The sequence below is a fragment of the Methylobacterium sp. D53M genome (genome assembly GCF_053345625.1).
Map to the genome: position 1 here is coordinate 1 of NZ_JBKFAL010000028.1, position 23,842 is coordinate 23,842.

19 protein-coding genes are annotated in these 23,842 nt (G+C 72.4%); 9 read left to right on the forward strand and 10 right to left on the reverse strand.

Going from position 1 to position 23,842, the window contains the following annotated elements; genetic code table 11:
* The first annotated feature begins 549 nt into the window (after positions 1–549).
* The 3 genes from ACLBYG_RS26620 to ACLBYG_RS26630 all read left to right on the forward strand — a co-directional run bounded on the left by ACLBYG_RS26620 (position 550) and on the right by ACLBYG_RS26630 (position 4,049).
* On the forward strand, positions 550–1,029 hold the full coding sequence (locus ACLBYG_RS26620) for a MucR family transcriptional regulator (RefSeq protein WP_020095549.1): 480 nt from the start codon (positions 550–552) through the stop codon (positions 1,027–1,029).
* Positions 1,030–1,160: 131 nt separating this feature from the next.
* A complete protein-coding gene (locus ACLBYG_RS26625) occupies positions 1,161–2,618 on the forward strand; it encodes a Do family serine endopeptidase (protein ID WP_042674063.1) in 1,458 nt (485 codons plus the stop codon).
* A gap of 87 nt (positions 2,619–2,705) precedes the next feature.
* Positions 2,706–4,049 (forward strand): replication-associated recombination protein A, encoded by a 1,344-nt coding sequence (locus ACLBYG_RS26630; RefSeq protein ID WP_447683459.1) that lies wholly within the window; start codon positions 2,706–2,708, stop codon positions 4,047–4,049.
* Positions 4,050–4,204: 155 nt separating this feature from the next.
* On the opposite strand, the gene ACLBYG_RS26635 is transcribed toward ACLBYG_RS26630, so the two are convergent.
* On the reverse strand, positions 4,205–4,669 hold the full coding sequence (locus ACLBYG_RS26635; protein WP_447683460.1) for an Lrp/AsnC family transcriptional regulator: 465 nt from the start codon (positions 4,667–4,669) through the stop codon (positions 4,205–4,207).
* Positions 4,670–4,918: 249 nt separating this feature from the next.
* On the opposite strand from ACLBYG_RS26635, the gene ACLBYG_RS26640 reads away from it, so the two are divergent.
* Together ACLBYG_RS26640 and ggt are read left to right on the forward strand one after the other, a co-directional pair.
* Positions 4,919–5,929: a 1-aminocyclopropane-1-carboxylate deaminase gene (locus ACLBYG_RS26640; RefSeq protein WP_020095545.1), complete on the forward strand. Its 1,011-nt coding sequence runs from the start codon at positions 4,919–4,921 to the stop codon at positions 5,927–5,929.
* A gap of 374 nt (positions 5,930–6,303) precedes the next feature.
* The gene (gene ggt / locus ACLBYG_RS26645; protein WP_447683461.1) at positions 6,304–8,073 is read left to right on the forward strand and encodes a gamma-glutamyltransferase; all 1,770 of its coding nucleotides are present in this window, start codon (positions 6,304–6,306) and stop codon (positions 8,071–8,073) included.
* A gap of 111 nt (positions 8,074–8,184) precedes the next feature.
* Here the strand turns inward: ggt and purD are convergent, their stop codons facing one another.
* From purD to ACLBYG_RS26660, 3 genes are all read right to left on the reverse strand, one after another.
* Complete coding sequence (gene purD / locus ACLBYG_RS26650) at positions 8,185–9,459, reverse strand: phosphoribosylamine--glycine ligase (RefSeq protein ID WP_042674068.1); 1,275 nt, start codon at positions 9,457–9,459, stop codon at positions 8,185–8,187.
* Between the two features lie 109 nt (positions 9,460–9,568).
* Positions 9,569–9,895 carry a hypothetical protein gene (locus ACLBYG_RS26655; RefSeq protein WP_447683462.1) on the reverse strand — a complete coding sequence of 109 codons (327 nt, stop codon included), beginning with the start codon at positions 9,893–9,895 and terminating at the stop codon, positions 9,569–9,571.
* Between the two features lie 85 nt (positions 9,896–9,980).
* The gene (locus ACLBYG_RS26660; RefSeq protein WP_447683463.1) at positions 9,981–11,207 is read right to left on the reverse strand and encodes an oxalate decarboxylase family bicupin; all 1,227 of its coding nucleotides are present in this window, start codon (positions 11,205–11,207) and stop codon (positions 9,981–9,983) included.
* A gap of 205 nt (positions 11,208–11,412) precedes the next feature.
* On the opposite strand from ACLBYG_RS26660, the gene ACLBYG_RS26665 reads away from it, so the two are divergent.
* Both ACLBYG_RS26665 and ACLBYG_RS26670 read left to right on the forward strand, forming a co-directional pair.
* Positions 11,413–12,681: an efflux RND transporter periplasmic adaptor subunit gene (locus ACLBYG_RS26665; RefSeq protein WP_447683464.1), complete on the forward strand. Its 1,269-nt coding sequence runs from the start codon at positions 11,413–11,415 to the stop codon at positions 12,679–12,681.
* A gap of 136 nt (positions 12,682–12,817) precedes the next feature.
* Positions 12,818–15,247, forward strand: coding sequence for a membrane-bound PQQ-dependent dehydrogenase, glucose/quinate/shikimate family (locus ACLBYG_RS26670; protein ID WP_447683465.1), 2,430 nt, complete (start codon positions 12,818–12,820; stop codon positions 15,245–15,247).
* A gap of 90 nt (positions 15,248–15,337) precedes the next feature.
* Here the strand turns inward: ACLBYG_RS26670 and ACLBYG_RS26675 are convergent, their stop codons facing one another.
* The 6 genes from ACLBYG_RS26675 to ACLBYG_RS26700 all read right to left on the reverse strand — a co-directional run bounded on the left by ACLBYG_RS26675 (position 15,338) and on the right by ACLBYG_RS26700 (position 21,074).
* Positions 15,338–16,273, reverse strand: coding sequence for a dihydrodipicolinate synthase family protein (locus ACLBYG_RS26675; protein WP_100253330.1), 936 nt, complete (start codon positions 16,271–16,273; stop codon positions 15,338–15,340).
* 115 nt (positions 16,274–16,388) lie between these two features.
* On the reverse strand, positions 16,389–18,653 hold the full coding sequence (locus ACLBYG_RS26680; RefSeq protein ID WP_447683466.1) for a xanthine dehydrogenase family protein molybdopterin-binding subunit: 2,265 nt from the start codon (positions 18,651–18,653) through the stop codon (positions 16,389–16,391).
* Between the two features lie 172 nt (positions 18,654–18,825).
* Entirely contained in the window at positions 18,826–19,869 is a 1,044-nt protein-coding gene (locus ACLBYG_RS26685) for an FAD binding domain-containing protein (RefSeq protein WP_020095536.1), read from the reverse strand.
* Positions 19,866–20,360, reverse strand: coding sequence for a (2Fe-2S)-binding protein (locus ACLBYG_RS26690; RefSeq protein ID WP_020095535.1), 495 nt, complete (start codon positions 20,358–20,360; stop codon positions 19,866–19,868). The genes ACLBYG_RS26685 and ACLBYG_RS26690 overlap by 4 nt, the downstream gene beginning before the upstream one ends.
* 116 nt (positions 20,361–20,476) lie before the next feature.
* Entirely contained in the window at positions 20,477–20,707 is a 231-nt protein-coding gene (locus ACLBYG_RS26695; protein WP_103985057.1) for a hypervirulence associated TUDOR domain-containing protein, read from the reverse strand.
* A gap of 103 nt (positions 20,708–20,810) precedes the next feature.
* The gene (locus ACLBYG_RS26700; RefSeq protein WP_020095533.1) at positions 20,811–21,074 is read right to left on the reverse strand and encodes a hypothetical protein; all 264 of its coding nucleotides are present in this window, start codon (positions 21,072–21,074) and stop codon (positions 20,811–20,813) included.
* 207 nt (positions 21,075–21,281) lie between these two features.
* Between ACLBYG_RS26700 and ACLBYG_RS26705 the strand changes: the two genes are divergently transcribed.
* Positions 21,282–22,538 (forward strand): sensor histidine kinase, encoded by a 1,257-nt coding sequence (locus ACLBYG_RS26705; RefSeq protein WP_447683467.1) that lies wholly within the window; start codon positions 21,282–21,284, stop codon positions 22,536–22,538.
* Between the two features lie 97 nt (positions 22,539–22,635).
* Positions 22,636–23,769 carry a hypothetical protein gene (locus tag ACLBYG_RS26710; RefSeq protein ID WP_447683468.1) on the forward strand — a complete coding sequence of 378 codons (1,134 nt, stop codon included), beginning with the start codon at positions 22,636–22,638 and terminating at the stop codon, positions 23,767–23,769.
* Positions 23,770–23,842 lie beyond the last annotated feature (73 nt).

The following is a 23,842-nucleotide window of genomic DNA, read 5'->3' on the forward strand; positions in this document are numbered from 1 at the left end:
ATCCGACACACAGAACCCGCCGCGCTTAACAGCGCGGCGGGTTCTGCGTTTGTTCGGCCACGGACGGAGCCCGAACGCCCGAGCGCGTCGCGATCAGGGTGCGCCACTGGCGCACCGTCGGTCCGCTTCCAGACACTCCGTCGCTCACCGCCGAGGTGCGACCGCCACAAAGCGTCGCTGAGGTTGTCCTATCGGCTTTGAGGTATCGGCCAGCGACGCTCTGCGAATGCACAATCGATGGGCAGAAACGGCCTCGTAAGCTCTATAGCCGGCACCGCATCGCACCTTCGGCTGTAGAGTGCAGGCCGCGTCAGGTCGCAGGGATAATTCGGCAATATCGATTGCGCACAAGCGAGACCCTGACAGGCATTACTCCTTGAGGTTGAGCGATCAAGATCGCTCTTATTACGCTATTTGGGACCGTATACCCCAGTTCCGAATTTAAGACTTGACGCTTCTTGCGAATGCGATTGTATCAGGCGTCCGAATCGCGACGCAGTGCTTGCGTTCTGGCGAGTTTCGTCATCACGAGAAGGCAACGCACGAGACATGGCCCAGTCGAACGGCGGCTCTCTCCGCCTCGTCACGCTCGCCTCCGAGATCGTCTCGGCCTATGTGAGCCACAATCACGTGCAGAGCGCGGATCTGCCCGGCCTCCTCAACGAGGTGCACGCGGCGATTCGGGGGGTCTGCGACGCCGGCCAGAGCCCGCCGATCGCCAAGGCGACCGCGCAGGAGATCCGGCGCTCGATCAATCCGGACTTCCTGATCTCGTTCGAGGACGGGAAGCCCTACAAGACGCTGCGCCGGCACCTCACCCTGCGCGGCCTGACGCCGGAGGCCTACCGCGCCAAGTGGGGCCTCGCCTCGGACTACCCGATGACGGCCCAGAGCTACTCCGAGCAGCGCTCGCAGCTCGCCCGCTCCCTGGGCCTCGGGCAGCCGCGTGCCGCGGCGCCGGAACCCGAAGCCGAGCCCGCGCCGCAGCCCGCCGGGAAGCGGCGGGCGCGCAGCAAGGAAGCCGTCTGACGGCGACACGCCCCGCCTGCGGCGAAGGTGTCGTCGACCTGCCGCAATCGGCCTCGATAGCGTGGGGCCGCACGGTGCGCCTGCCTTGTCTCGGCCTGGACGGCGCGCCCGCCCAGACGCCGGAGCCCTGCATGCTGACCCGCCTCACCCTGCCCGCCCTCGTCGCAGCCCTGCTGGCCGCCAGCCCGGCCGCGGCGCAGATGGCGCGGACGGAGACCCGGGAGCCCGCGAAGGACGGCACCGCGAAGGTCGTGCCGCTCAGCAAGGCCGACGTGCAGCTCTCCTTCGCCCCCGTGGTGAAGCGGGCCGCGCCCTCGGTGGTGAACGTCTACGCCTCCCACGTGGACAAGCGCTCCAGCGCGCGCACCAGCGCCATGGAGGAGTTCATGCGCCGCTTCTTCGGCGAGCCGGAGGGCGGCCGCGGCCCCCGGGGTGACCGGGCGCAGCGCTCCCTGGGCTCGGGCGTGCTGGTCGATGCCGACGGGCTCGTGATCACCAACAACCACGTCATCGACAACATGAACGAGGTGCGGATCGCCCTGGCGGATCGCCGCGAGTTCGAGGCCACGATCGTGATGCGCGACACCCGCACCGACCTCGCGGTGCTCAAGATCAAGGAACCGCCGAAGGGCCTCGTGCCGATGCCGTTCGGCGATGCCGACGCCCTGGAGGTCGGCGACTTCGTGATGGCGATCGGCAACCCGTTCGGCGTCGGCCAGACGGTGACGCAGGGCATCGTCTCGGCGCTGGCGCGCACGCAGGTCGGCTCCGCGGACTACCAGTACTTCATCCAGACCGACGCGGCGATCAACCCGGGCAATTCCGGCGGCGCGCTGGTGGACCTGCGCGGCCAACTCGTCGGCATCAACACCGCGATTTACTCGCAGTCGGGCGGCAGCCACGGCATCGGCTTCGCGATCCCGGTGGGCATGGTCAAGGCGGTGGTCGACGCCGCCCGGGACGGGGCGAACGTCGTGCGCCGGCCCTGGCTCGGGGCGCGCATCCAGAGCGTGACGCCCGACATCGCCGACAGCATGGGCCTCGACCACCCGACCGGCGTGCTGGTGGCGAGCCTCCAGCCCAAGAGCCCGGCCGAGGAGGCGGGCCTGAAGCGCGGCGACCTGATCCTCACGGTCGACGGCCAGGAGGTCGCCGATCCGGAGGCCTTCGGCTACCGCTTCGCCCTGAAGGGCGTGCAGGGCCACGCCCGGTTCGGGATCCTGCGCGGCACGACCCGTCAGACGGTCCCGGTCAAGCTCGCTCCGGCGCCCGAGACGCGTCCCCGGGACGCGCTCAAGGTGAAGACCCGCTCGCCCTTCCTCGGCGCGACCCTCGTCAACACCTCGCCGGCGGTGGCCGAGGAGATGCAGGTGGACTTCCCGGCCGAGGGCGTGGCCGTGCAGGCGGTGGACGAGAACTCCATCGCGGCCCGGGTCGGGCTGCAGAAGGGCGACGTGATCGTGGCGGTCAACGGCGTGCCGATGGCGACCACCAAGGACCTCGACCGGGTCACCCGCAACAGCCTCAATTCCTGGGAGGTCGCGATCAACCGCAACGGCGAGATCCTGACCTCGGTGTTCGGCGGCTGATCCCGTCGCGGGGCGCCGAGCCCGTGGCCGTGGGCAAGCCCCGGCTCCCGGCTTGCGCCCCCGGCCGCGCCCGGTGTTGATGCGCGGATGTCCGACCTGTTCGCCTCCGCGGAGACACCCGCCGCGCCGGATCCCGGCCGCGCCCCCGGCGCCGAGGCCGCCCGCCCGCTGGCGGATCGGCTGCGCCCGCAGACCCTCGCCGAGGTCGTCGGCCAGGAACACCTGACCGGGGAGGGCGGGGCGCTCACGCGCCTGCTGCGGGGACGGACGCTCGGCTCGCTGATCTTCTGGGGGCCGCCCGGCACCGGCAAGACCACGGTGGCGCGGCTGCTCGCCCAGGGCACCGACCTGCATTTCGAGCAGATCTCGGCGATCTTCTCCGGCGTGCCCGACCTGCGGAAGGTGTTCGAGGCGGCGCGCAAGCGGCGGGCGACCGGGCAGGGGACCCTGCTGTTCGTCGACGAGATCCACCGGTTCAACCGGGCCCAGCTCGACGCCTTCCTGCCGGTGATGGAGGACGGGACCGTCACGCTGGTGGGCGCGACGACGGAGAACCCGTCCTTCGAGCTGAACGCCGCGCTCCTGTCCCGCGCCCGGGTGCTGCTGTTCCGGACCCTCGATCCGGGCGCCGTCGCGCGGCTGCTGGTCCGGGCCGAGGCGCTGACGGGCCAGGCCCTGCCGCTTACCGAGGAGGCGCGCGGCGTTCTGGTCCGCATGGCCGACGGCGACGGCCGCGCGGCCCTGACCCTGGCGGAAGAGGTCTGGCGCTCGGCCCGCCCCGGCGAGACCCTCGACGCCGAGGCGCTGCAAGCGATCGTGCAGCGGCGCGCGCCCATCTACGACAAGGCGCAGGAGGGCCACTACAACCTGATCTCGGCGCTCCACAAGACCGTGCGCGGCTCGGATCCGGACGCGGCGCTCTACTATCTCTGCCGGATGCTCGATGCCGGGGAGGACCGGCTGTTCATCGCCCGCCGGCTCGTGCGCATGGCGGTGGAGGATATCGGGCTCGCCGACCCGCAGGCGCTGGTGGTGGCCAACGCCGCCAAGGACGCGTTCGACTTCCTCGGCAGCCCCGAGGGCGAGCTGGCCCTCGCCCAGGCGGCGATCTACCTCGCCTGCGCGCCGAAATCGAACGCCGTCTACGAGGCCTACAAGGCCGCGACGCGGCTGGCCAAGGAGGCGGGCTCCCTGCCGCCGCCGCGGACCATCCTCAACGCGCCGACCAAGCTGATGAAGCGGATCGGCTACGGCGAGGGCTACCGCTACGACCACGACGAGCCCGACGCCTTCTCGGGCCAGGATTACTGGCCCGACGCGCTGGGGCGCCAGCACCTCTACGCGCCCACGGAGCGGGGCTACGAGACGAGGCTGGCCGAGCGGCTCGAGCGCTGGGAGGCCTTGCGGAAGGCGCGGCGCGGGGAGGGGTAGGCGGGCTTATCCCGTTTCCGGCTGATGGCTGCGGCCGCCGTCCTTGCGAGCGGAGCGAAGCAATCCAGCAGCGCCACGCTTCCGGACGTAGCGCGGCCCTGGGTCACTTCGCTGCGCTCGCGATGACGGCGTGGGCTGCATCGCGCGAAGCCAGATCACAGATCCAGCGGCGCGTTGTCGATCACCTCCTTCATCACAAAGAAGGTCCGGGTCTGGCGCACCCCCGGCAGGCCGATCAGCGTGGCGCTGTGGAGGCGGTTGAAGTCGGCCATGTCGGAGACCCGGATCTTCAGCATGTAGTCGAAGTCGCCGGCCACGAGGTGGCAGTCGAGGAGCGCGGGGATCGCGCGCACGGCGGCCTCGAACTCCGAGAAACTCTCGGGCGTCGAGCGGTCGAGCACGACGCCGACGAAGACCAGGGTGCCGCGCCCGACCCGCATCGGATCGATCAGCGCCCGGACCGCCCGCACGAACCCGTCCGCGAACAGGCGCTGGATCCGGCGATGGCAGGTGGCCGCACTGGTGCCGACCCGCTCGGCGATCTCGGCATTCGCCATGCGCCCGTCCGTCTGGAGGAGGCGGAGGATCTTCTGGTCGATCCGATCGAGCCCTACGGACATGGACGATTCTTTCGGATGCGGCGCAAAATCCGGAATACTCCCTAGCCAGCATGGTCAGCAGCGCAAGTCAAGGTCTGTTCATGCTCGAAGATCGAGAGCACCTTTCATCCCGGATCGGGTAGATTCTCCCCGCGCCTCGAAGACGGAGCCGGGCCTCGCGCCGGGCCGTTGCCGAGGCCTCGCTTCGATGCGCCCGGGCGGACCGAGACCGCTGCTGCCCCGGGGCGCCCCGAGACCCGGAGAGACCCGATGCTGGACAAGTTCGAGCGCTATCCCCTGACCTTCGGCCCGACGCCGATCGAGCCGCTCAAGCGCCTGACCGCGCATCTCGGCGGCGAGGTCGAGCTCTACGCCAAGCGCGAGGATTGCAATTCCGGCCTCGCCTACGGCGGCAACAAGCTGCGCAAGCTCGAGTACATCGTGCCGGACGCGATCAAGAGCGGCGCCGACACGCTTGTGTCGATCGGCGGCGTGCAGTCGAACCACACCCGCATGGTCGCGGCGGTTGCCGCCAAGATCGGGATGAAGTGCCGGCTGATCCAGGAGGCCTGGGTGCCCCACGAGGATGCCGTCTACGACCGGGTCGGCAACATCCTCCTGTCGCGGATCATGGGCGCGCAGACGCAGCTCGTGGATGACGGGTTCGACATCGGCATCCGCGATTCGTGGAAGCGGGCGCTCGCCGAGGTCGAGGCCGAGGGCGGCAAGCCCTACGCGATCCCGGCCGGTGCCTCGGTGCACAAGTACGGCGGGCTCGGCTACGTCGGCTTCGCCGAGGAGGTGCGCAAGCAGGAGGCCGAGATGGGCCTGCGCTTCGACTACGTGGTGGTCTGCACGGTGACGGGCTCGACCCATGCCGGCATGCTGGTGGGCTTCTCGGCCGACGGGCGCGCCCGCAACGTCATCGGCATCGACGCCTCCTGCACCCCGGCCCAGACCAAGGCCCAGGTCCTCGACATCGCCCAGAACACCGCCGCCCTGGTCGGCGCGGGCGACATCGTGGCCGACGACGTGGTTCTCAACGAGGATTACGCCTACCCGGTCTACGGCGTGCCCTCCAAGGAGACCGTGGAGGCGATCCGCCTCTCGGCCCGGCTCGAGGGGATGATCACCGACCCGGTCTACGAGGGGAAGTCGATGCAGGGCATGATCGACCTCGTGAAGAAGGGCTTCTTCCCGAAGGGCTCGAAGGTGCTCTACGCCCATCTCGGCGGCGCGCCGGCGCTGAACGGCTACAGCTACACGTTCCGCAACGGCTGAGGCCTTCGGCGGCGCGCCGTCCTTGCGAGCGGAGCGAAGCAATCCAGCAGCGCCACGCTTCCTGACGTGGCGCGACCCTGGGTCACTTCGCTGCGCTCGTGATGACGGAGAGGTGCACCTCAACCGAACCGTTCCAGCGAAACCGAGTGAGGCAGATCGGCCCGATCCCTCACCGCCCTTCGCCCCTCTCATCCTGCGGTGCTGTGCTGCGGGCTCGGAGGGGCTCGGAGGGGCTCCGGAAGTCTCGCGAGCCCTCGGAGGCTCCTTCGCGGCGGCTTCGCCGCCCCTCGGGATACGGTGATCGGACGGGTCCAGCGACTCCAGCGCGCGGTCCCCTATATGACGGCGCGGGACCCGCACCGGAGAGGGCAGGGATGATCGCACCGGCACGCGCGCTGCTCCTCACGGCCCTGCTCGCCCTGGGCGCGCCCGCTGCGCGCTCCGCCTCGGGACCGGCCGTCGAGGCCGAGAACGGGATGGTGGTCTCGTCCCAGCGCCTCGCCTCGCAGGTGGGCGCCGACATCCTGAGGGCCGGCGGCAACGCCGTCGACGCCGCGGTGGCGGTCGCCTACGCCGAGGCGGTGGTGAACCCCTGCTGCGGCAACATCGGCGGCGGCGGTTTCCTGGTGCTCCACAGCGCCGACGGGCGCAGCCGCTTCATCAATTTCCGCGAGACCGCCCCGGCGGCCGCCACCCGGGACATGTATCTCGACGCTGCCGGCAACGTCGTGAAGGGCGCGAGCCTGCGCGGCTGGAAGGCGGCCGGCGTGCCCGGGACGGTGCTCGGCCTCAACACCGCCCTCGCCGCGTACGGGACCCTGCCGCTGGCGCGGGTGATGGCGCCGGCGATCGCGCTCGCCCGGGACGGGTTCGTGCTGACCCGGGGCGACACCGACATCCTCGAATCCGGCACGAAGCTGTTCGCGGGCCAAGCGAACGTCGCCCGGATCTTCCTGCGCCCGGACGGCAGCCCCTGGCGGCCCGGGGACCGGCTGGTCCAGGCCGACCTCGCCCGCACCCTCCAGGCCATCGCGGAGCGCGGTGCGGACGTGTTCTACAAGGGCGCGATCCCGGAGGCCGTGGAGGCGGCGTCGCGGGCGGGCGGCGGCCTGCTGACGGCGGCCGACTTCGCCGCCTACACAGTGACGCAGTCCGAGCCGCTCACCTGCCGCTACCGGGGCGCCACGATCCTGTCGGCGCCCCCGCCCTCGTCCGGCGGCACCACGCTCTGCGAGATCCTCAGCATCCTCGACGGTTACGACCTGCGGGCGGCGGGGTTCAACTCGGCCCGGACCGTGCACCTGATGGTGGAGGCGATGCGGCGCGCCTACGCGGACCGCAACCTGCTGCTCGGCGATCCGGCCTTCGTAGAGAACCCGGTCGACCGGCTGCTGTCGCCGGCCTACGCGGAGACGCTCCGGGCCTCGATCCGCCCGGACCGGGCGACCCCGTCGGCGGAGATCCGTCCGGATCCCGGCCCGGAGCCGCGGGAGCGGCCCGAGACCACCCACATCTCGGTGATGGACAGGGCCGGCAACGCGGTCGCGCTGACCTACACGATCAACGGCTATTTCGGCGCCGGGGTGATCGCCGGCGACACGGGGTTCTTCCTCAACGACGAGATGGACGATTTCACGGTCAAGACCGGGGTGCCGAACCTGTTCGGGCTCGTGCAGGGGACGAAGAACGCGATCCAGCCGGGCAAGCGCCCGCTCTCCTCCATGGCGCCCACGATCGTGCTGCGCGACGGCAAGGTCGCGCTGGTGGCGGGCTCGCCGGGGGGCTCGCGGATCATCACGATCAACGCGCAGACGCTGATCAACGTGCTCGATTTCGGCATGGAGCCGCAGGAGGCGGTGGACGCTCCGCGCATCCATCACCAGTGGCTGCCCGACACGGTCTACGCCGAGCCCTTCGCGCTCTCGGCGGACACCCAGGCCATCCTCAGGGGCATGGGCCACACGATCGTCGAGCAGAGGCCCTGGGGGGCGCAGGAACTCATCGCGGTCCGGGCCGCGGCGCCCGTGCTTCCGGAGGCCGCGTCGTCGGGCAACGACGCCTCGCGCACGGAGCGGATGCGGCCGGGCCTGCTCTACGGTGCCAACGACAACCGCCGGCCGGCCGGCGCGGCGGTGGGGGAGTAGGGGGCGGGCGGCTTGACGCGGACAACCCCGTCATTCCGGGCACGCCGGCCTCGTCCGGGAGGGCAGGGTGGGGTGGGGCCCGGGACACCCGCCACGAGCGAGACCGGGGGTTCAGCCCTCTCCCGCCTCCCGCGCCACCGCGCGGAACCCGATGTCGCGCCGGCAGAAACCCTCCGGCCAGTCGATCCGGGCCACCGCCGCGTAGGCGCGGGCCTTGGCGTCCGTGACGCTGTCGCCGAGGGCCGTCACCGCCAGGACCCGGCCGCCATCGGCGAGCAGCTGCCCGTCCTCGGCGCGGGTGCCGGCCTGGAACACGTGAACCCCGTCGCCCTCGGCGGCGTCGACGCCCCGGATCACCGAGCCCCGGACCACGGCGCCCGGATAGCCGGCCGCCGCCATCACCACGGTGAGGGCCGCCCGGTGCGGATCGAATTCCAGGCTCACGCCGGAGAGGTCGCCCTCGCAGGCCGAGAGCAGGGCCGGCACGAGGTCGGAGGCGAGGCGCGGCATCAGCACCTGCGCCTCGGGGTCGCCGAAGCGGGTGTTGTACTCGATCAGCTTGGGGCCGTCGGCGGTGAGCATCAGGCCGGCGTACAGGATGCCGGTGAACGGGCAGCCGCGGGCCCGCATGCCGGCAAGCGTCGGCGCGATGATCTCGGCCATGACCCGGGCCTCGATCTCCGGGGTGACCACCCGGGCCGGGGAATAGGCGCCCATGCCGCCGGTATTGGGCCCCCGGTCCCCGTCGAAGACCCGCTTATGGTCCTGGGCGGTGCCGAGGGAGATCGCCCGGGTGCCGTCGCACAGGGCGAAGAAACTCGCCTCCTCGCCGAACAGGCACTCCTCGACCACGACCTCGGCGCCGGGCTCGGCGAAGAGGCCGGTCAGCGCGTCCTCGGCCTGGTCGACGGTCTCGGCCACGGTGACGCCCTTGCCGGCGGCGAGGCCGTCGGCCTTCACGACGATCGGGGCGCCCTGCTGGCGGACATAGGCCAGCGCCGGCTCCAGATCGGAGAAGCGCGCGAAGGCGGCGGTCGGGATGTTGCAGGCGGCGCAGAGATCCTTGGTGAAGCCCTTCGAGCCCTCGAGCCGGGCGGCGTCGCGGGTCGGCCCGAAGGCGCGGATCCCGGCGGCCTTCAGGTCGTCCACCAGGCCGGCGACGAGGGGCGCCTCGGGCCCGACCACCACGAGGCCGATCGCCTCCGCCGCGCAGAAGGCGGCGACGGCCGCGTGGTCCGTGACCTTGAGGTCCGGCCGGTTGGTCCCGTGGCGGGCCGTGCCGGGATTGCCCGGCGCCGTGAACAGGCGGGTGCAGAGCGGGCTCTGAGCCAGTCGCCAGGCCAGGGCGTGCTCGCGGCCGCCGGAGCCGATCAGCAGGATGTTCATGCGCACGCCACCATGGGCCCAGCTTCTGGGGGAAGCGTGCCCGCGGGAAAAGGTTTTTTTCGGGCTTTCCCCGCTCTGCGCGGATATCCCGGCGGCGCGGAGGCCGATGTCAGCAGCCGGTGCAGACGCTCGTGTTGAGGCCGCCGCCCCGCCGCACGATCCCGTTCCGACCGATATGGCGGCCCCGGTACACGTCCCCGCGGACGCCCCGATAGGGCAGGTAGGGCCCGAAGGAATCGGCCTGGACGTTGCGCTGGAACGTCTGGTTCAGCGTGTTGAAGTCCGAGACCCGCTGCTGGTTGAGCGACCGGATCTGGCCCTGCAGGGCGAATGAGGCGTTGGCGGCATTCGGGTCGTTCTGCTGCACCTGCGCCCAGGCGGAGCCCGCGGGGAGGGCGAGCGCCAGGGCGAGGAGCGCGCGGGACGCGGCACGCATAGGTCCCTCCGTGCGAGAGTCGAGCGGGTTTCGGAAACGCTTGTGCGAGTCGACGCGCCAGGATCGGTCCGGGTTCCCGGGCGCGTCAACCCGGCACAACGGGGGACTTCGTCTCCGGCAGGGCCTCAAGGCGCTCGGGATCCAGCCCGGTATGGGCCTGGACCAGGGGGTGCGGGGTCAGGGCCAGCCACTGCGTCAGGGAGATGTCGGCGTAGCGCGGGCTCTTGAACATCTCCAGGAATGTCAGGGTCGTGTCGCCGGTATTCTCGATGTAGTGCCCCATGGCGAAGGGCACGTAGCCGACGTCGCCGGCCCTGTAGTCGAAGGTGCGGGCCTTCGATTCCGAGCCGAACACCGTCATCCGGCCCTGGCCGGAGAGGTAGTACTGCCACTCGTCGCTGTTCGGGTGCCAGTGCAGCTCGCGCAGCCCCCCGGGCTCGACCTCGACCAGGGCCGCCGCGATCGTCACGGAAGCCGGGAACACCGTGGAATCGGTGATGCGCACGCTGCCGCTCCGGGTGCGGACCGGCTCCTGCGCCAGCATGCGGTGGCTGAAGGTCTTCGGCACCGGCCCGGAGCCGCCCATCCTGTCGGCCGCGAGCGGGCCGGGTTTGGGGCCGGGGAAGATGTAGAGCTCCTTCTCGGGGATCCTGGCGAAGGCGCTCTCGGGCAGGCCGAAATTCTTGGCGAGCACGTCCCGGGGCGTGTGGGCCAGCCAGTCGGTGAGCAGGAAGGTGGAATCCTCCGAGAAACCGCCGTCGTCGAAGACGAGCAGGAACTCGCACCCGTCGATCCCGTCGGCGGCGAGTCCCTGGATGGAGTGCGGGATGCCGCCCGGGAAGTACCAGAGGTCGCCCGCGCCGACATCGTCCGCGAAGGTGCGCCCGTCCTGGTCGACCGCGGTGATCCGGGCCTTGCCCTTGATCATGTAGGCCCACTCGGATTCCTTGTGCCAGTGCATCTCGCGGACCGCGCCGGCCTTGAGCCGCATGTTGACCCCGGCCATGGCCTTGGAGACCGGCAGCTCGCGGATCGTGGTCTGGCGCGCCCAGCCGCCCTCCTCCAGCCGCATGTGGCTGTCCGCGAAGGACCATTTCAGGTTCGGCATGGTGCCGTGGTCGGTGGCGGGCGGCGCCAGGGTGAACGGCTCCTCGGCGGCGCGGGGCCGGTTCTGCGGGCCCAGGATGTCGGCGCCTTTGCCGCCGCGCTCGGGGAGGCGCGGGGCCGGCCCGGCGTATTGCGCCGCGGCGGAGGACGCGGCCATCGCGCCGCCGGCGGCTGCGATGACGGCGCGCCTGGAGATCTCGGTCATCGTGGATGGGTCCCTGAGTCCGTGGCAGGGAAACCGGTCGCGTGCTCGGAGGATCCGCGGGCGGGCCGCGCTGTGCGCTGCGGCATCTCGCCCGGAGCCCGCGCGCGGTCTATGCATTGAAGACGGCGCATTGAATACGGCGGCGCACGCGTCCCGGCCGGGCGCCGAGGCGGCGGTTCAGGCGCGGCGCGACCCGAGGGCGAGGATGGCGGACCGGGACAGTTCAGCCACGGACGGAACCGTCCCGCCCGCCCGCGGCGGCCGCCGGTGGCTCGCCCTGCTGGCGCTGGCGGGCCTCGGCGTCCTCGGATACCGCCTGTGGCCGGACGCGTCGCGCGCGGCGAGTCCGCCCGCCGCCGAGGCGAAGCCGCCGACCGTGCGGGTCGCCGCCGCGGCCCGGGCCTCCGACACCCTGAGCCTGACCCAGACGGGCACCACCCAGGCGTTCGACATCGCGAACCTCTACCCGCGGGCGACCGGCTACATCGTCGAGCGCAAGGTCGATATCGGCTCGCACGTGAAGGCGGGTGACCTGCTGTTCCGGATCAGCGCGCCCGACCTCGATCAGCAGCTGGTCCAGGCCCAGTCGCAGGTGCTGCAGCTCCAGGCGGCGCTGATCCAGGCGCGGGCGATGGTGGACCAGGCCGAGGCCAACCGCCACCTCGCCGACGTGACCAACCGGCGGACCTCGACGCTCGCCGGCACCGGGGTCGAGACCCGGCAGAACGCCGACACCTCCCAGGCCGGGGTGCTGGCGCAGACCGCCAACGTCGACGCCGCCAGGGCCGCCGTGAAGGTCGCGGAGGCCAACATCGCCGCCCAGGAGGCGCAGGTCGCCCGGCTCAAGGTCCTGACCGGCTTCGAGGAGATCCGCGCGCCCTTCGACGGGGTGGTGACGGCCCGCAACAACGACGTCGGCGACGCGGTCACGGCGGACATGAATACGGGGGCGCCGCTCCTCACGCTGAACCGGGACGACGTGCTGCGCATGGCGGTGAACGTGCCGCTCTACGCCGCCGACGGCGTCCGCGACGGGCTGGCCGCCTCGGTCGAGGTGGCGCAGATCCCGGGCCGGATCTTCCCCGGCACGGTCTCGCGCTCGTCGACGACGCTGCTCTCGGCCGCGCGCACGCTGGTCACGCAGGTCGACATCCCCAACCCCGACGGGGCGCTGCGGCCGGGACTCTACATCACGATCACGCTGGAGATCCCGCGGGTCTCGCCCGCCGTGACGGTGCCGAACGACGCGCTGATCTTCGACCAGCACGGGACCCGCGTGGCCGTGGTCGAGCCGGCCGGGGACGGGGGGGGCGTGGTGCGGATGCGCCCCGTCACGATCTTCCGCCAGACCCGCACGCTCCTGGAGCTGCGCGACGGTCTGAACGGCGGCGAGCGCGTCGTCGTGGGGCCGCCGGCCTCGCTGCGCGACGGCGACCGGGTCACCCTGCGTCCGGAGGACCGGGCCGGAGCGTGAGCGGCGGCGCCCGGCAGCCTTTCCAGCCTTGGGACAGCTACGGCGGCGATAAGCCGTCGGGCATGCGGCGGCGCCGTGGGGGCTCAGCTTCCGGCGCCGCCGTGACCGGCCGGCTCAGGAAGCGGATACCACCGCCGTGGCACTCGGAACGATAGCGCTGTCGATCGCGCTGCTCGGGCTCGCCCTCGCGAGCTTCGGTCTGACACTGGCCCTCGCGGGCGGGTCCTGGTTCTACGTCGCCCTGGGCTTGGGCGTGCTGGTCTCCGGCGTCGAGCTGGTCCGGCGACGCCAGAACGGCCTCCGGATCTACGCCCTGGTGCTGGCGGCGGCCTTCGTGTGGACGCTCGGCGAGGTCGGATTCGACAAGTGGCAATGGATCCCGCGCGGGGGCCTGCTCCTCCTCGTCGGGCTCGTGCTCTGCCTGCCCTCCGTGGTGCGGCGCCTGCGCGACGCGCCGGCGCGGCCCTGGAGGCCCGGCCTCGGGAACGGCCCGCTCGCCCTCCGGGCCGTCGTGCTGCTGATCGCGGCCTCGGGCGCTGCGGCATGGTTCGTCGATCCCGTCGAGACGCGCGGCCGTCTGCCGAAGGTCGCGGCGTCGGGCCCCGCCGCCGTCGATCCGAGCGGCGTCCCCTTTCCGGCCGACGATTGGATCGCCTACGGCGGCACCAATCTCGGCCAGCGCTACTCGGCGCTCGCGGACATCACCCCCGGCACTGTCCGGGGCCTCACGGTCGCCTGGGAGCACCACACGGGCGACCTGCGCGGCGACAGCCGGACGGATTCGAAGGAATTCACGTTCGAAGCTACGCCGATCAAGGTGAACGGGCTGCTCTACCTCTGCACGCCGCACAACATCGTCGAGGCCCTGGAGCCCGAGACCGGCCGGCTGGTCTGGGCCTTCGACCCGAAGATGGCGCGGGACGGCCAGTACCAGCACCAGACCTGCCGCGGCGTGTCCTACAACGACTCGGCCGGCTACGCGCCGCCCGCCGAGACCGACGCCGACCGGACCGCCGCCGTCGCGGCCGCGGTCGCCGAGTGCCCGCGCCGGATCATCGCGGCCTCGGTCGACGCCCGCCTCTACGCGCTGAACGCCGAGACCGGCGCCCCGTGCAGGACCTTCGGGGCGGACGGGTTCGTCGACCTGAAGGCGCAGATGCCGAACCTCCGGCGCGCCGCCTATCAGCAGACCTCGGCGCCGCTGGTGACCCGGAACCTCATCGTCCTCGGCAGCGCGATCGCCGACAACTACTACGCGGACAACCCCTCGGGCGTGATCCGCGCCTTCGACGTGCGCACCGGCGCGATCGTCTGGAAGTTCGACGCCGGCAAGCCCGACGCGACCGCGCCGCTGCGGCCCGGCGAGTCGTACGAGCCCAACTCGGCGGTGGCCTGGACGCAGTTCTCGGCCGACGAGGCGCTGGGGCTCGTCTACGTGCCGTTCGGCAACCGGGCGCCCGATCAGGTGGGCGTGGCCCGGTCGAAGGCGGACGAGGCCCTCATCGACGCCCTGGCGGCGCTGGATCTGGAGACGGGCACGCTGCGCTGGGCGTTCCGGACCGCGTATCACGACCTGTGGGACCGCGATAACCCGTCCCAGCCGGTCCTCCTCACCCTGCCGCAGGGCGAGGGGACGGTGCCGGCGATCCTGATCCCCACCAAGGTCGGCAACGTCTGGGTCCTCGACCGCCGCACCGGCGCCCCGGTCCGGCCGGTCTCCGAGGTTCCGGTCTCGACCCGGACCGACATCCCGGGGGAGACGCCGTCCCCGGTCCAGCCGATGTCGTCCCTCCGCTTCACGCCGGCGCCGCTGACGGAGGCCGGCATGTGGGGCGTCACGCCCTTCGACCAGATCCAGTGCCGCCTCGCCTTCCGGTCGAATCGCTACGACGGCAACCCGTTCACACCGCCCCAGGCGTCGGAGGGCGCGATCGTCTGGCCCGGCAATATCGGGGTGTTCAACTGGGGGTCGGTGGCGGTCGATCCGGTCCATCACTGGATGATCGCGACGCCGCAATACCTGCCCTACATCTACCGCCTGCTCCCGCGCCCCACGGGCGAGCCGGAGAGGCGCCTCCTCGGTGCCGATCCCGAGGCGAGCCCGGTCAACGAGAATCTCGGCGGCCGCTACGCGATCTCGATCGCGCACATGCGCTCCGCCCTCGGCATCCCCTGCAGCGCGCCGCCCTGGGGCATGCGCGTCGGCGTGAATCTCGCCGACGGCACCGTCGCCTGGAAGCGCCGCAACGGCACGGTCGCGGGGCAGAAGGTCGGCGGTCTGGCCGTCCCGCTTCCCCTGGAGATGGGCATGCTGGCCCACGGCGGCACCCTGACCACGGCGGGCGGCGTCGCGTTCACGGCCGCCACGCTCGATGACCGCATCCGCGGCTACGACATGCAGACCGGGGAGATCCTGTGGTCCACGACGTTGCCGGCCGGCGGCCAGGCCACCCCGATGACCTATCGCGGCAGGGACGGCCGGCAGTACGTGGTGATCGCAGCGGGCGGGCACGGCTCGCTCGGAACCACGCCGGGCGATTCGGTCATCGCCTACAGGCTCGAGTGAGCCGTCGCACGCCGGACGCAACCCGGCAGCCGCGGCGGGTTGAGCGAGGGCCCCGGCCTTCCGGCCGGGGCAGGGCGCGGCGGGGGCGGTCTAGGCCGCGAGCCGGGCCCGCGCGTCGGTGCGGGCGAGGCGGGCCAGCAGGTACTCGACCTCGGCCTTCGCCTGCGCGGTCAGCGCCTGCGACGGCTTGCGCTGCGCGTCGGACGCGAAGATCCCCCGGCGCATGAACACGTATTTGCGGACCGCGAGCCCCAGCGGGCCCTGCTGCTGCTCGTAGCGGAGATAGGGGAGGTGGGCGTCGAACAGGTCGTGGGCGGCGTCGCGCTCGCCGGCCCGGCCGAGGCGGACCACGTCGACCAGCATCTCCGGGAAGGCGTAGCCGGTATTGGCCCCATCGGCGCCGCGCTCGGTCTCGAAATCGAGGAACAGGCCGCCATTGCCCACGAGGATGGAGATGTGGCGCATCGAGCCGTCCGCCTCGAAGCCGCGCAGCGTCGAGATCTTCTCCAGTCCCGGCCAGTCCTCGTGCTTGAGCATCACGCAGGAGGGGTTTTCCGACACGATCCGGCGGATCACGCCGGGGGTCATCTGGACCGAGAAGGTGAGGGGATAGTCCTGAAGCACGAAGGGCACGTCCGGGCCCACGGCCTCGGCGGCATTCCGATAATAGCCGACCACCTGGTCGTCGGTGCGGAGCGTGTTGGGCGGCGCGATCATCACGCCGGCCGCGCCCAGCTCCATCACCTCCCGGGCGAGCGACCGCATGGCCGCGAAGCCCGGCGCCGTGACACCGACGATCACCGGCAGCCGGGTGCGCCCGAGAACGCGCCGCGCCACGGCGATTCCCTCCGCGTGGTCGAGCTTGCCGGCCTCGCCGAGCTGGCCGAGGATCGTCAGGCCGTCGACGCCGGCCGCCCCGAAGAAGTCGGTCATCCGGTCGAGGGAGACCTCGTCGATCCGGCCGTCCGGATGGAACGGGGTCGGCGCGATCGGGACGACGCCGCCGATGTCGCTGGTGAGAGGCATGCCGGTCTCCGCGCTGCTGCGGCGGCCGCCGGCCGCCGGGTGGCATGCCCCATACTAAAAAATCCCGGGCGGCGCGACGCGCCCGGGACCGGTTCCGCGCGACCGACGCGCTCGATCAGCCCAGCAGCTTGTCGAGGGTGATCGGCATCTCGCGGACCCGCACGCCGGTGGCGTGCCAGACCGCGTTGGCGATGGCGCCCACCGTGCCGGTGATGCCGATCTCGCCGACCCCCTTCACGCCCAGGTTGTTCACCACCGCGTCGTCCTCGTGGACCAGGATCGCCTCCATGGCGGGCACGTCGGCGTTCACCGGCACGTGGTACTCGGCGAGGTTGTCGTTGAGGAAGCGGCCGGTGCGCGGATCCATCTCGGCCCGCTCGTGCAGGGCGAAGGACAGGCCCCAGATCATCCCGCCGTAATACTGGCTCTGGACGAGGCGCGGGTTGATCACCCGGCCGGCCGCGAAGGCACCGACGAGGCGGCTCACGCGGATCTGGCCGAGATCGGGATCGACCTTCACCTCGGCGAAGACCGCGCCGTGGGCGTGCATGGCGTAGGAGGCCTGCGCGGCCGGGTCGGCGCCGGCCTTGCCCTGGCCCTCGATGCGCGACCGGCCGGCCCGCCGGAGGATGTCGGTGAAGGACTCGCTCCGGCCCGGGTCGTCGCGCCGGGTCAGACGCCCGCCCGCGGCGGTCACGCCGGCATTGCCGGCGCCGTAGAGCGGGGAGGCGGGGTCGTTGGTGGCGAGCTCCGCGAGCTGCCGGATCACGTCGCCGGCCGCCGCGTGGACCGCGCCGCCCGCCGTGGCGGTGTGGCCCGAGCCGCCCGCGATGCCGGCATTCGGCAGGTCTGACGAGCCCATCCGGAAGGTGAGGGCGTCCATCCCGATCCCGAGACCGTCGGCGGCGATCTGGGCGAGCGCCGTCCACGAGCCCTGGCCCATGTCGATCGCCCCGAGCTCCACCGTGCCGGTGCCGTCGGCGCGGATCTCGGCCCGGGCCATCCCCTCGAAGATCAGCGCCGGGAAGGTGGCGGTGCCCATGCCGGTGCCGACCAGGAACCCGTCCCGGTCGCGGGTCTGGCGGGGCTGCAGCGGGCGACCGGCCCAGCCGAAGGCCTCGGCGCCGCGCCGGTAGCAGTCCCGCAGGGCCTTCGAGGAGAACGGCTTGCCGGTGATCGGCTCGACCTCGGCGTAGTTGGCGAGCCGGAACTCCAGCGGGTCCATGCCGAGTTCGTGGGCCATCTCGTCCAGCGCGCTCTCCAGGGCGACGCTGCCGGTCGCCTCGCCGGGCGCGCGCATGAACAGCGGCGTGCCGGTGTCGAGGCGCACGGCCTCGTGCCGGATGGCGATGGCCGGGCTCGCGTACAGGGTGCTGGTCGCCCGGCCCGCCGGCTCGAAGAAGTCGTCGAAGCTCGACGAGGCGGTGCGGATGTGGTGGTCGAGGGCCGTCAGCTTGCCGGAGGCGTCGGCGCCGAGCCGGAGGGTCTGGCGGGTCGGCCCGCGATGGCCCATCGGGCCGTACATCTGGGTGCGGGTCGGGACGAGCTTCACCGGCCGGCCCACGAGCTTCGCCGCCATGCAGGCGAGCACCTGCGGCCCGGCGGGGACGCCCTTCGAGCCGAAGCCGCCGCCGAGATAGGGGCTCTCGATGTGGATGTCGTCGGGGCCGATGCCGAACAGCCCGGCGAGCCTTGCCTGCGACATGGCGAGCGCCTGGGTCGGCATGAACAGCGTCAGCCGGTCCCCGTCCCAGCTCGCCACCGCCGCGTGGGGCTCCATGGCGTTGTGATACTGGGCCGGGGTCTCGTAGGTGGCGGCGACCGTCTTGGACGCGGCCGCGAGTCCGGCCTCGACATCGCCGTCCGTCTCGACGGGCGGTGCGCCGACGCCGACCGAATCCGGCGTGAAGGCCTCGCCGGAATCGAGCCCGATCCGCGGCGTCTCGGCCGCGTAGGTCGGGGCGAGCAGCCGGGCGCCCTCGGTGGCCGCCTCCAGGGTCTCGGCGATCACCACGGCGATGGGCTGGTTGGCGTAGCGGACGCGGTCGTTCTGCAGGAGGTCGAGGCGGAACGTGAACGGCCCGTCCTTGGCGTCCGGGTCCTTGGCGAGCGTCGGGGCGTGCCCCGGCCGCATCACCGCGACGACGCCGGGATGCGCCTCGGCGGCGGCCACGTCGAGGCCGGTGACGCGTCCGCGGGCGATCCGGGCGACGCAGAGCGCCGCGTGGAGGGTTCCGGGCGGCAGGTTGTCGGCGGAGAAGCGGGCCTGGCCCGTCACCTTGAGCGGGCCGTCGCGCCGGGTCAGCGGCTGGCCGATGCTGGAGCCGTGCCGGATCGCGCCGGCGGGAAGGTTCGATGCAGGCGTGGAGGTCGCGGTCATGCGGGTCTCCTCAAAGGGTTCCGGTTGAAGCCTTCGGTTGCGGTGACCCGCTCCGTCATCACGAGCGCAGCGAAGTGACCCAGGGCAGCGCGACACCGGGCATCGTGGCGCCGCCTGGGTTGCTTCGCTCCGCTCGCAAAGACGGCCCTGGAGCCGCCGACCGGGGGCAGGGTCAGACGATGCCGAACGGGGAAGCGGGGAGGGCCGGGATCCGGGCGGGCGTGCCCGCGGCGGCCTGGGTCAGCGCGCGGATCGCCACCCGGCGGGCGAGCTCGACCTTGAAGGCGTTGGCTTCACCGGTGGGCTTGGCGCCGGCGAGCGCGGCCTCGGCGGCCTTCGCGAAGGCCTCGGGGGAGGGTGCCTGCCCGGCGAGCGCGGCTTCAGCCTCCGCCACCCGCCAGGGCTTGAGCGCCAGCCCGCCCAGGGCGAGCCGGGCCTGTCCGATCCGGCCGCCGGCCTCCAGGGTGAGGGCGGCCGCCGCCGAGACGACCGCGAAGGCGTAGGAGGTGCGGTCGCGGACCTTGAGGTAGCGGGCATTGCCCCGGAACGCGGCCGCCTCGGGGGGCAGGCGCAGGGCGGTGATCAGCTCGCCGGCCCGCAGCTCGGTCTCCCGCTCCGGGTGGTCGCCGGGAAGGTGGTGGAACGCGGTGAGCGGCACCTCCCGGGCACCGTCCGGCCCGGCGATCTCGACCACCGCGTCGAGGGCGGCGAGCGGCACGCAGAAGTCGGACGGGTGGGTGGCGATGCAGTGCTCGCTCCAGCCCTGGACCGCGTGGATGCGGGTGGCGTGCCCCAGGGCCGCGCAGCCGGAGCCGGGCGCGCGCTTGTTGCAGGGCGAGACCGCGTCGGTGAAGTACTGGCAGCGGGTGCGCTGCATCAGGTTGCCGCCGACCGTGGCGGCGTTGCGCAGCTGCGCCGAGGCGCCGGCCAGCAGGGCCTCGGCCACCATCGGGTAGGCCTTGGCGAAGGCCGGGTCGTGGGCGAGGTCGCTGTTGCGGACCAGGGCCCCGACCCGGGCGGTGCCGTCCGGCAGCCGCTCGATGGCCGAGAGGCCGGGGAGGCGGGTGATGTCGACGACCCGCTCCGGGGTGGCGACACCGCCCTTCATCAGGTCGACGAGGTTGGTGCCGGCGGCGAGGAAGGCGGTGCCCGGCTGCTGGCCGGCCGCCACGGCCTCGGGCACGCTCGCGGGGCGGATGTAGTCGAAGGTCCTCACGCCGCGTCCTCCCGCTGCTCCGAGGTCCGGGCGGCCGCGTCCTGCACGGCGTCCAGGATCCCCGCGTAGGCGCCGCAGCGGCAGAGATTGCCGCTCATGCCCTCGCGGATGCGCTCCGGATCGGTCCCGGCCTGGCCCTCGCGGATCAGGCCGACCGCGCTCATGATCTGGCCCGGCGTGCAGAAGCCGCACTGGAAGCCGTCATGGGCGATGAAGGCCGCCTGGACCGGGTGCAGCCGGTCGCCCTCGGCGAGCCCCTCGATGGTCAGCACCTCGGCGCCGTCGAGGCTCGCGGCGAGGGTCAGGCAGCTGTTGATCCGGCGCCCGTCCACCAGGACCGTGCAGGCGCCGCACTGGCCGCGGTCGCAGCCCTTCTTGGCGCCCGTCAGACCGAGGCGCTCGCGCAGGAGATCGAGGAGGGTGACGCGCGGATCGTCGAGGGCGATCTCGCGCGGCTGCCCGTTCAGGGTGAGCCTGAGGGGAATGGTCATGCGGGGGTCCCGGCTTCCAAGGCTGGAACCGTTACAGATAGCCGCCGCCCCGCTTCCGGCGAGACCTTAAGCAGAAAGCGATGTGCGCAAGATCACGGCACGCGAAGGTTGCGCGCTTACGCCGACTTGACCCGGACCTCAGAGGCCGATTTCAGCACGGTCTTGCCCTTGGCGGTCTTGATCTCGAGGGCGGGCTCGGCCTTCGAGGCTTCGCGCTTCACCGTGTTGCCCTTGATGGTCTTCTCCACGTCCCGCGTGTGGACCTTTGTCACCGCGCCCGAGACGGTGCCCTTGCCCCATTTATAGGTGACGTCGTCTCCGGTCTTCACCTTCGCCTTGGCGGTCATGCGCGTCTCCATCGTGGATATGAGCGTGAATGGGGGCGTGGATGCGGGGGAAGGCGCCCGGCGGCGGGCGCGTTCCCGGGTTTCCACGGCCGGGATGCCGCACTCAGCGGCCGACCTCCCGACGCAGGGCGGTGACCATCGTCTCGACCGCCGCCTGCGCGGTCTCGCCGAGGTCGATGGCGCTCTCGCCGGCGGTGACGAGGCCGCGCCCCTCCAGCTCCTTCACGCCCTCCGGGTCGGCCTCGTGGCCGGCGCCGTCACGGCGGATCACCGAGGTGACCGTCTCGCCGCTGACGAGCCGGTGATAGGCCGCGAAGGCGAGGATCGAGAGGGCCTTGTCGGAGAGTCCGTTCAGGTCGTCGGCCATGCGTGCGTTCCTCCGCGCGTTTCTCCACGCGTTCGTCGAAGCGTGCTCGACGGACGAACGCCGTACGGGGCCGGGGGGTCCAGGCGGCCGCCTGGGTGCGACGACACGTGCGACGACACTCGCGGCGACGGGTGCGAGGACGGGTGCGCTCCTCCGGGCGACGACGCTTCGCGCCGGGGCCACCTTCCTGCTACCCTGCCGCCCTCCATGACTCCGCAGACCGACCAGACCGAAGTGGAACCGAGCCCCGAGCCGCGCCGCGCGCCCGCGCCGCCCGATCTCGACTATCGCCTGCGCCAGCAGGCGATCCTGTCGGAGTTCGGTGTCGAGGCCCTGCGCGGCACCGATGTCGACCACCTGCTGCAGCGGGCCGCGGAACTGTGCGCGCAGGGCATGGGCGCCGAGTTCTGCAAGGCCCTGGAATATCGGCGCGGCGCCGACACCCTGCTGGTCCGGGCCGGTGTCGGCTGGGGGCCCGACGTGATCGGCAAGGCCCGGATCGGGGCCGATCTCGCCTCCCCGGCCGGGTTCGCCCTCAAGACCGGCCGGCCTGTGATCTCCAACCACCTCGCGGACGAGACCCGGTTCCGCACGCCGCAGCTCATGGCCGAGCACGGCATCCGCCGGGCGATCAACGTGCTGATCGAGAACCGGGACGGTGCCTTCGGGGTGCTGGAGGTGGACGACACCCGCGAGGGCATGTTCGCGGAGGCCGACATCGCCTTCATGCAGGGCTTTGCCAACCTGCTCGGCGGCGCCATCGAGCGCCAGCGCACCGAGAGCCTGCTGCGGGCCGCCCTCGCCCGGCAGGACCTGCTCGCCCGCGAGATGAGCCACCGGGTCAAGAACAGCCTCGCCATCGTGGCGAGCCTCCTCGCCCTGCAGGCCCGGGCCGCCGAGGACCCGGCCGTGCAGGCGGCCCTGGCGGACGCGCGCAGCCGCGTCGAGGCGATCGCGGGCGTCCACGACCAGCTCTGGCGGCAGGGCGATACGGTCGAGGGTGAAGGGGAGGGGGTGCCGGGCGAGCTCGACCTCGCGCCCTTCTTGGAGAAGCTGGTGGCCAACCTCGCCAGCGGCGTCCCGGGCCAGCGGCTCGCCTGCACGGCCTGCCCGCAGCGGATCTCGGCCGACCGGGCGATTCCCATCGGCCTCCTGGTCAACGAACTCGTCACCAACGCGCTGAAATACGCCTACCCGACCGGGACGCACCCGGCGGGCGGCGAGATCCGGGTCCGCGCCGAGCGGCGGCCCGAGGGGCTCGTGGTCGAGGTTGCCGACGACGGGATCGGCCTTCCGGCGGGGTTCGAGATCGGGCGCAGCTCGAAGAGCCTGGGCATGCGGGTGGTCGGCAGCCTCACGCGCCAGCTCGGCGGCAGCCTGACGATCCCGGCCCGAGAGAAGGGCGCCTGCTTCCGCCTGGAAGTGCCCCTGGAGGTAACCCCGGAGGCGCCCCCGGCCGGCTGAGCGTGGGGGGCGCCCCGACGAGGGGGCGGGGACTGGACAATGGCCCTACCCCGCCGCGATCGGGGTGCGACGGGCGCGGCGAGACAGAGCGGATGCAGTGACCGAGAACAGGACGACGGCGGCGCTCCTCGCCGAACGGCTCCACGCCTTTCGGAGCCTCGGCGACAATTGCGAGTTCGGGTTCGTGCAGCGCTACGGCGGGGTCGAGCCTTCCGGCCTGCTGCGCTTCTCCTACACGCCCATGGAGGACCTGATCCGCGGCCTGCGCTGCGGCTTCGCGGATTTCGGCGTGCCGGGGGACCTGCGGCTCTCCGTGAGTTCCGGCGGCACCTATTACTGCCACAGCGTCGCCTACAACATCTGGGCGAATACCGGGCACCCGGCCGGCTCGATCGAGCCGGAGGTGCTGCTGGAGCGGGAGTACGGCCGGCTGGCCCATCTCAAGCGCAAGCTGCTGGACGAGCTCGCCGACGGGTCGAAGATCCTAGTGCGCAAGGTCGGCCGCGACGAGCCCGAGGCCGATTTCGCCCGCCTGGCCGAGGCGGTCCGTGCGCACGGGCCCGCGACGCTGCTCCGCGTGACCGAGGCCGGGCCGGACTGGGTTCCCGAGCCCGCCCGGCGCGTCGCCGACCGGCTGATCGAGGGGCGGGTCCGCCGGTTCGCGCCGGTGGAGCAGGCCTGGGAGGTCGATCTCGAACCCTGGATGCACCTCGTGGACAGCGCCTACGCGCTGGAGCGCGGCGCGGCACCGACCCGCCTCGACGCCGCCGCCTTCCCGGAGGCGCTGGCGCTGCCGGGGCGCCTGCGCCGGCATGTCGGTCGGCACCGGGCGACGGCTCTGAGCGCCTACACGCGGGCGGTGAACCCGGCCGGCTTCCGCGCCGACACGGTCCACGTGTTCTCGAGCTGGGTTTGGATCCCGGAGGACTTCGCCGGGGACCGGGTCTTCGCGGCGGCCGGCTACGCGCGGCTGGGCTGGCGGGACGCCGACCTGTCGCGGCGCCGGTGCTGGCAGCGCGTCTGGGCGGCGGGACGGCTGCGCCCCGACGCGGCGCGGGAACCCGTCGGGCTCGGCATGATCGGCACGCGGCGGGACGGGTTCTGGTCCGCCGGGGCCCGCTTCGCCGAGGGGCCGATCCCCGGCGATGAGCCGGCGCCGGCGCTGCGGATGCCTCCGGTCCGGTTCCCGGGCCGGGATCTCCTCGGCCGGCTGCTGCCGCGGGTCCTGTAGACCCGGACCGGCGCCCGACCGGGAACCGATCCGGCACGGCGGTCTTGCCTACCGGGCCGCACGGGACCGCGCC

What these genes read in the sequence shown, in the direction of transcription:
- ACLBYG_RS26630 (WP_447683459.1), top strand. Translation starts at nt 2,706, where the DNA reads ATGTCCGACCTGTTCGCCTCCGCGGAGACACCCGCCGCGCCGGATCCC.
- ACLBYG_RS26705 (WP_447683467.1), top strand. Translation starts at nt 21,282, where the DNA reads ATGACTCCGCAGACCGACCAGACCGAAGTGGAACCGAGCCCCGAGCCG.
- ACLBYG_RS26640 (WP_020095545.1), top strand. Translation starts at nt 4,919, where the DNA reads ATGCTGGACAAGTTCGAGCGCTATCCCCTGACCTTCGGCCCGACGCCG.
- ACLBYG_RS26700 (WP_020095533.1), bottom strand. Translation starts at nt 21,074, where the DNA reads ATGGCCGACGACCTGAACGGACTCTCCGACAAGGCCCTCTCGATCCTC.
- ACLBYG_RS26690 (WP_020095535.1), bottom strand. Translation starts at nt 20,360, where the DNA reads ATGACCATTCCCCTCAGGCTCACCCTGAACGGGCAGCCGCGCGAGATC.
- ggt (WP_447683461.1), top strand. Translation starts at nt 6,304, where the DNA reads ATGATCGCACCGGCACGCGCGCTGCTCCTCACGGCCCTGCTCGCCCTG.
- ACLBYG_RS26675 (WP_100253330.1), bottom strand. Translation starts at nt 16,273, where the DNA reads ATGCCTCTCACCAGCGACATCGGCGGCGTCGTCCCGATCGCGCCGACC.
- ACLBYG_RS26620 (WP_020095549.1), top strand. Translation starts at nt 550, where the DNA reads ATGGCCCAGTCGAACGGCGGCTCTCTCCGCCTCGTCACGCTCGCCTCC.
- ACLBYG_RS26655 (WP_447683462.1), bottom strand. Translation starts at nt 9,895, where the DNA reads ATGCGTGCCGCGTCCCGCGCGCTCCTCGCCCTGGCGCTCGCCCTCCCC.
- ACLBYG_RS26695 (WP_103985057.1), bottom strand. Translation starts at nt 20,707, where the DNA reads ATGACCGCCAAGGCGAAGGTGAAGACCGGAGACGACGTCACCTATAAA.
- ACLBYG_RS26625 (WP_042674063.1), top strand. Translation starts at nt 1,161, where the DNA reads ATGCTGACCCGCCTCACCCTGCCCGCCCTCGTCGCAGCCCTGCTGGCC.
- ACLBYG_RS26680 (WP_447683466.1), bottom strand. Translation starts at nt 18,653, where the DNA reads ATGACCGCGACCTCCACGCCTGCATCGAACCTTCCCGCCGGCGCGATC.
- ACLBYG_RS26665 (WP_447683464.1), top strand. Translation starts at nt 11,413, where the DNA reads ATGGCGGACCGGGACAGTTCAGCCACGGACGGAACCGTCCCGCCCGCC.
- purD (WP_042674068.1), bottom strand. Translation starts at nt 9,459, where the DNA reads ATGAACATCCTGCTGATCGGCTCCGGCGGCCGCGAGCACGCCCTGGCC.
- ACLBYG_RS26635 (WP_447683460.1), bottom strand. Translation starts at nt 4,669, where the DNA reads ATGTCCGTAGGGCTCGATCGGATCGACCAGAAGATCCTCCGCCTCCTC.
- ACLBYG_RS26660 (WP_447683463.1), bottom strand. Translation starts at nt 11,207, where the DNA reads ATGACCGAGATCTCCAGGCGCGCCGTCATCGCAGCCGCCGGCGGCGCG.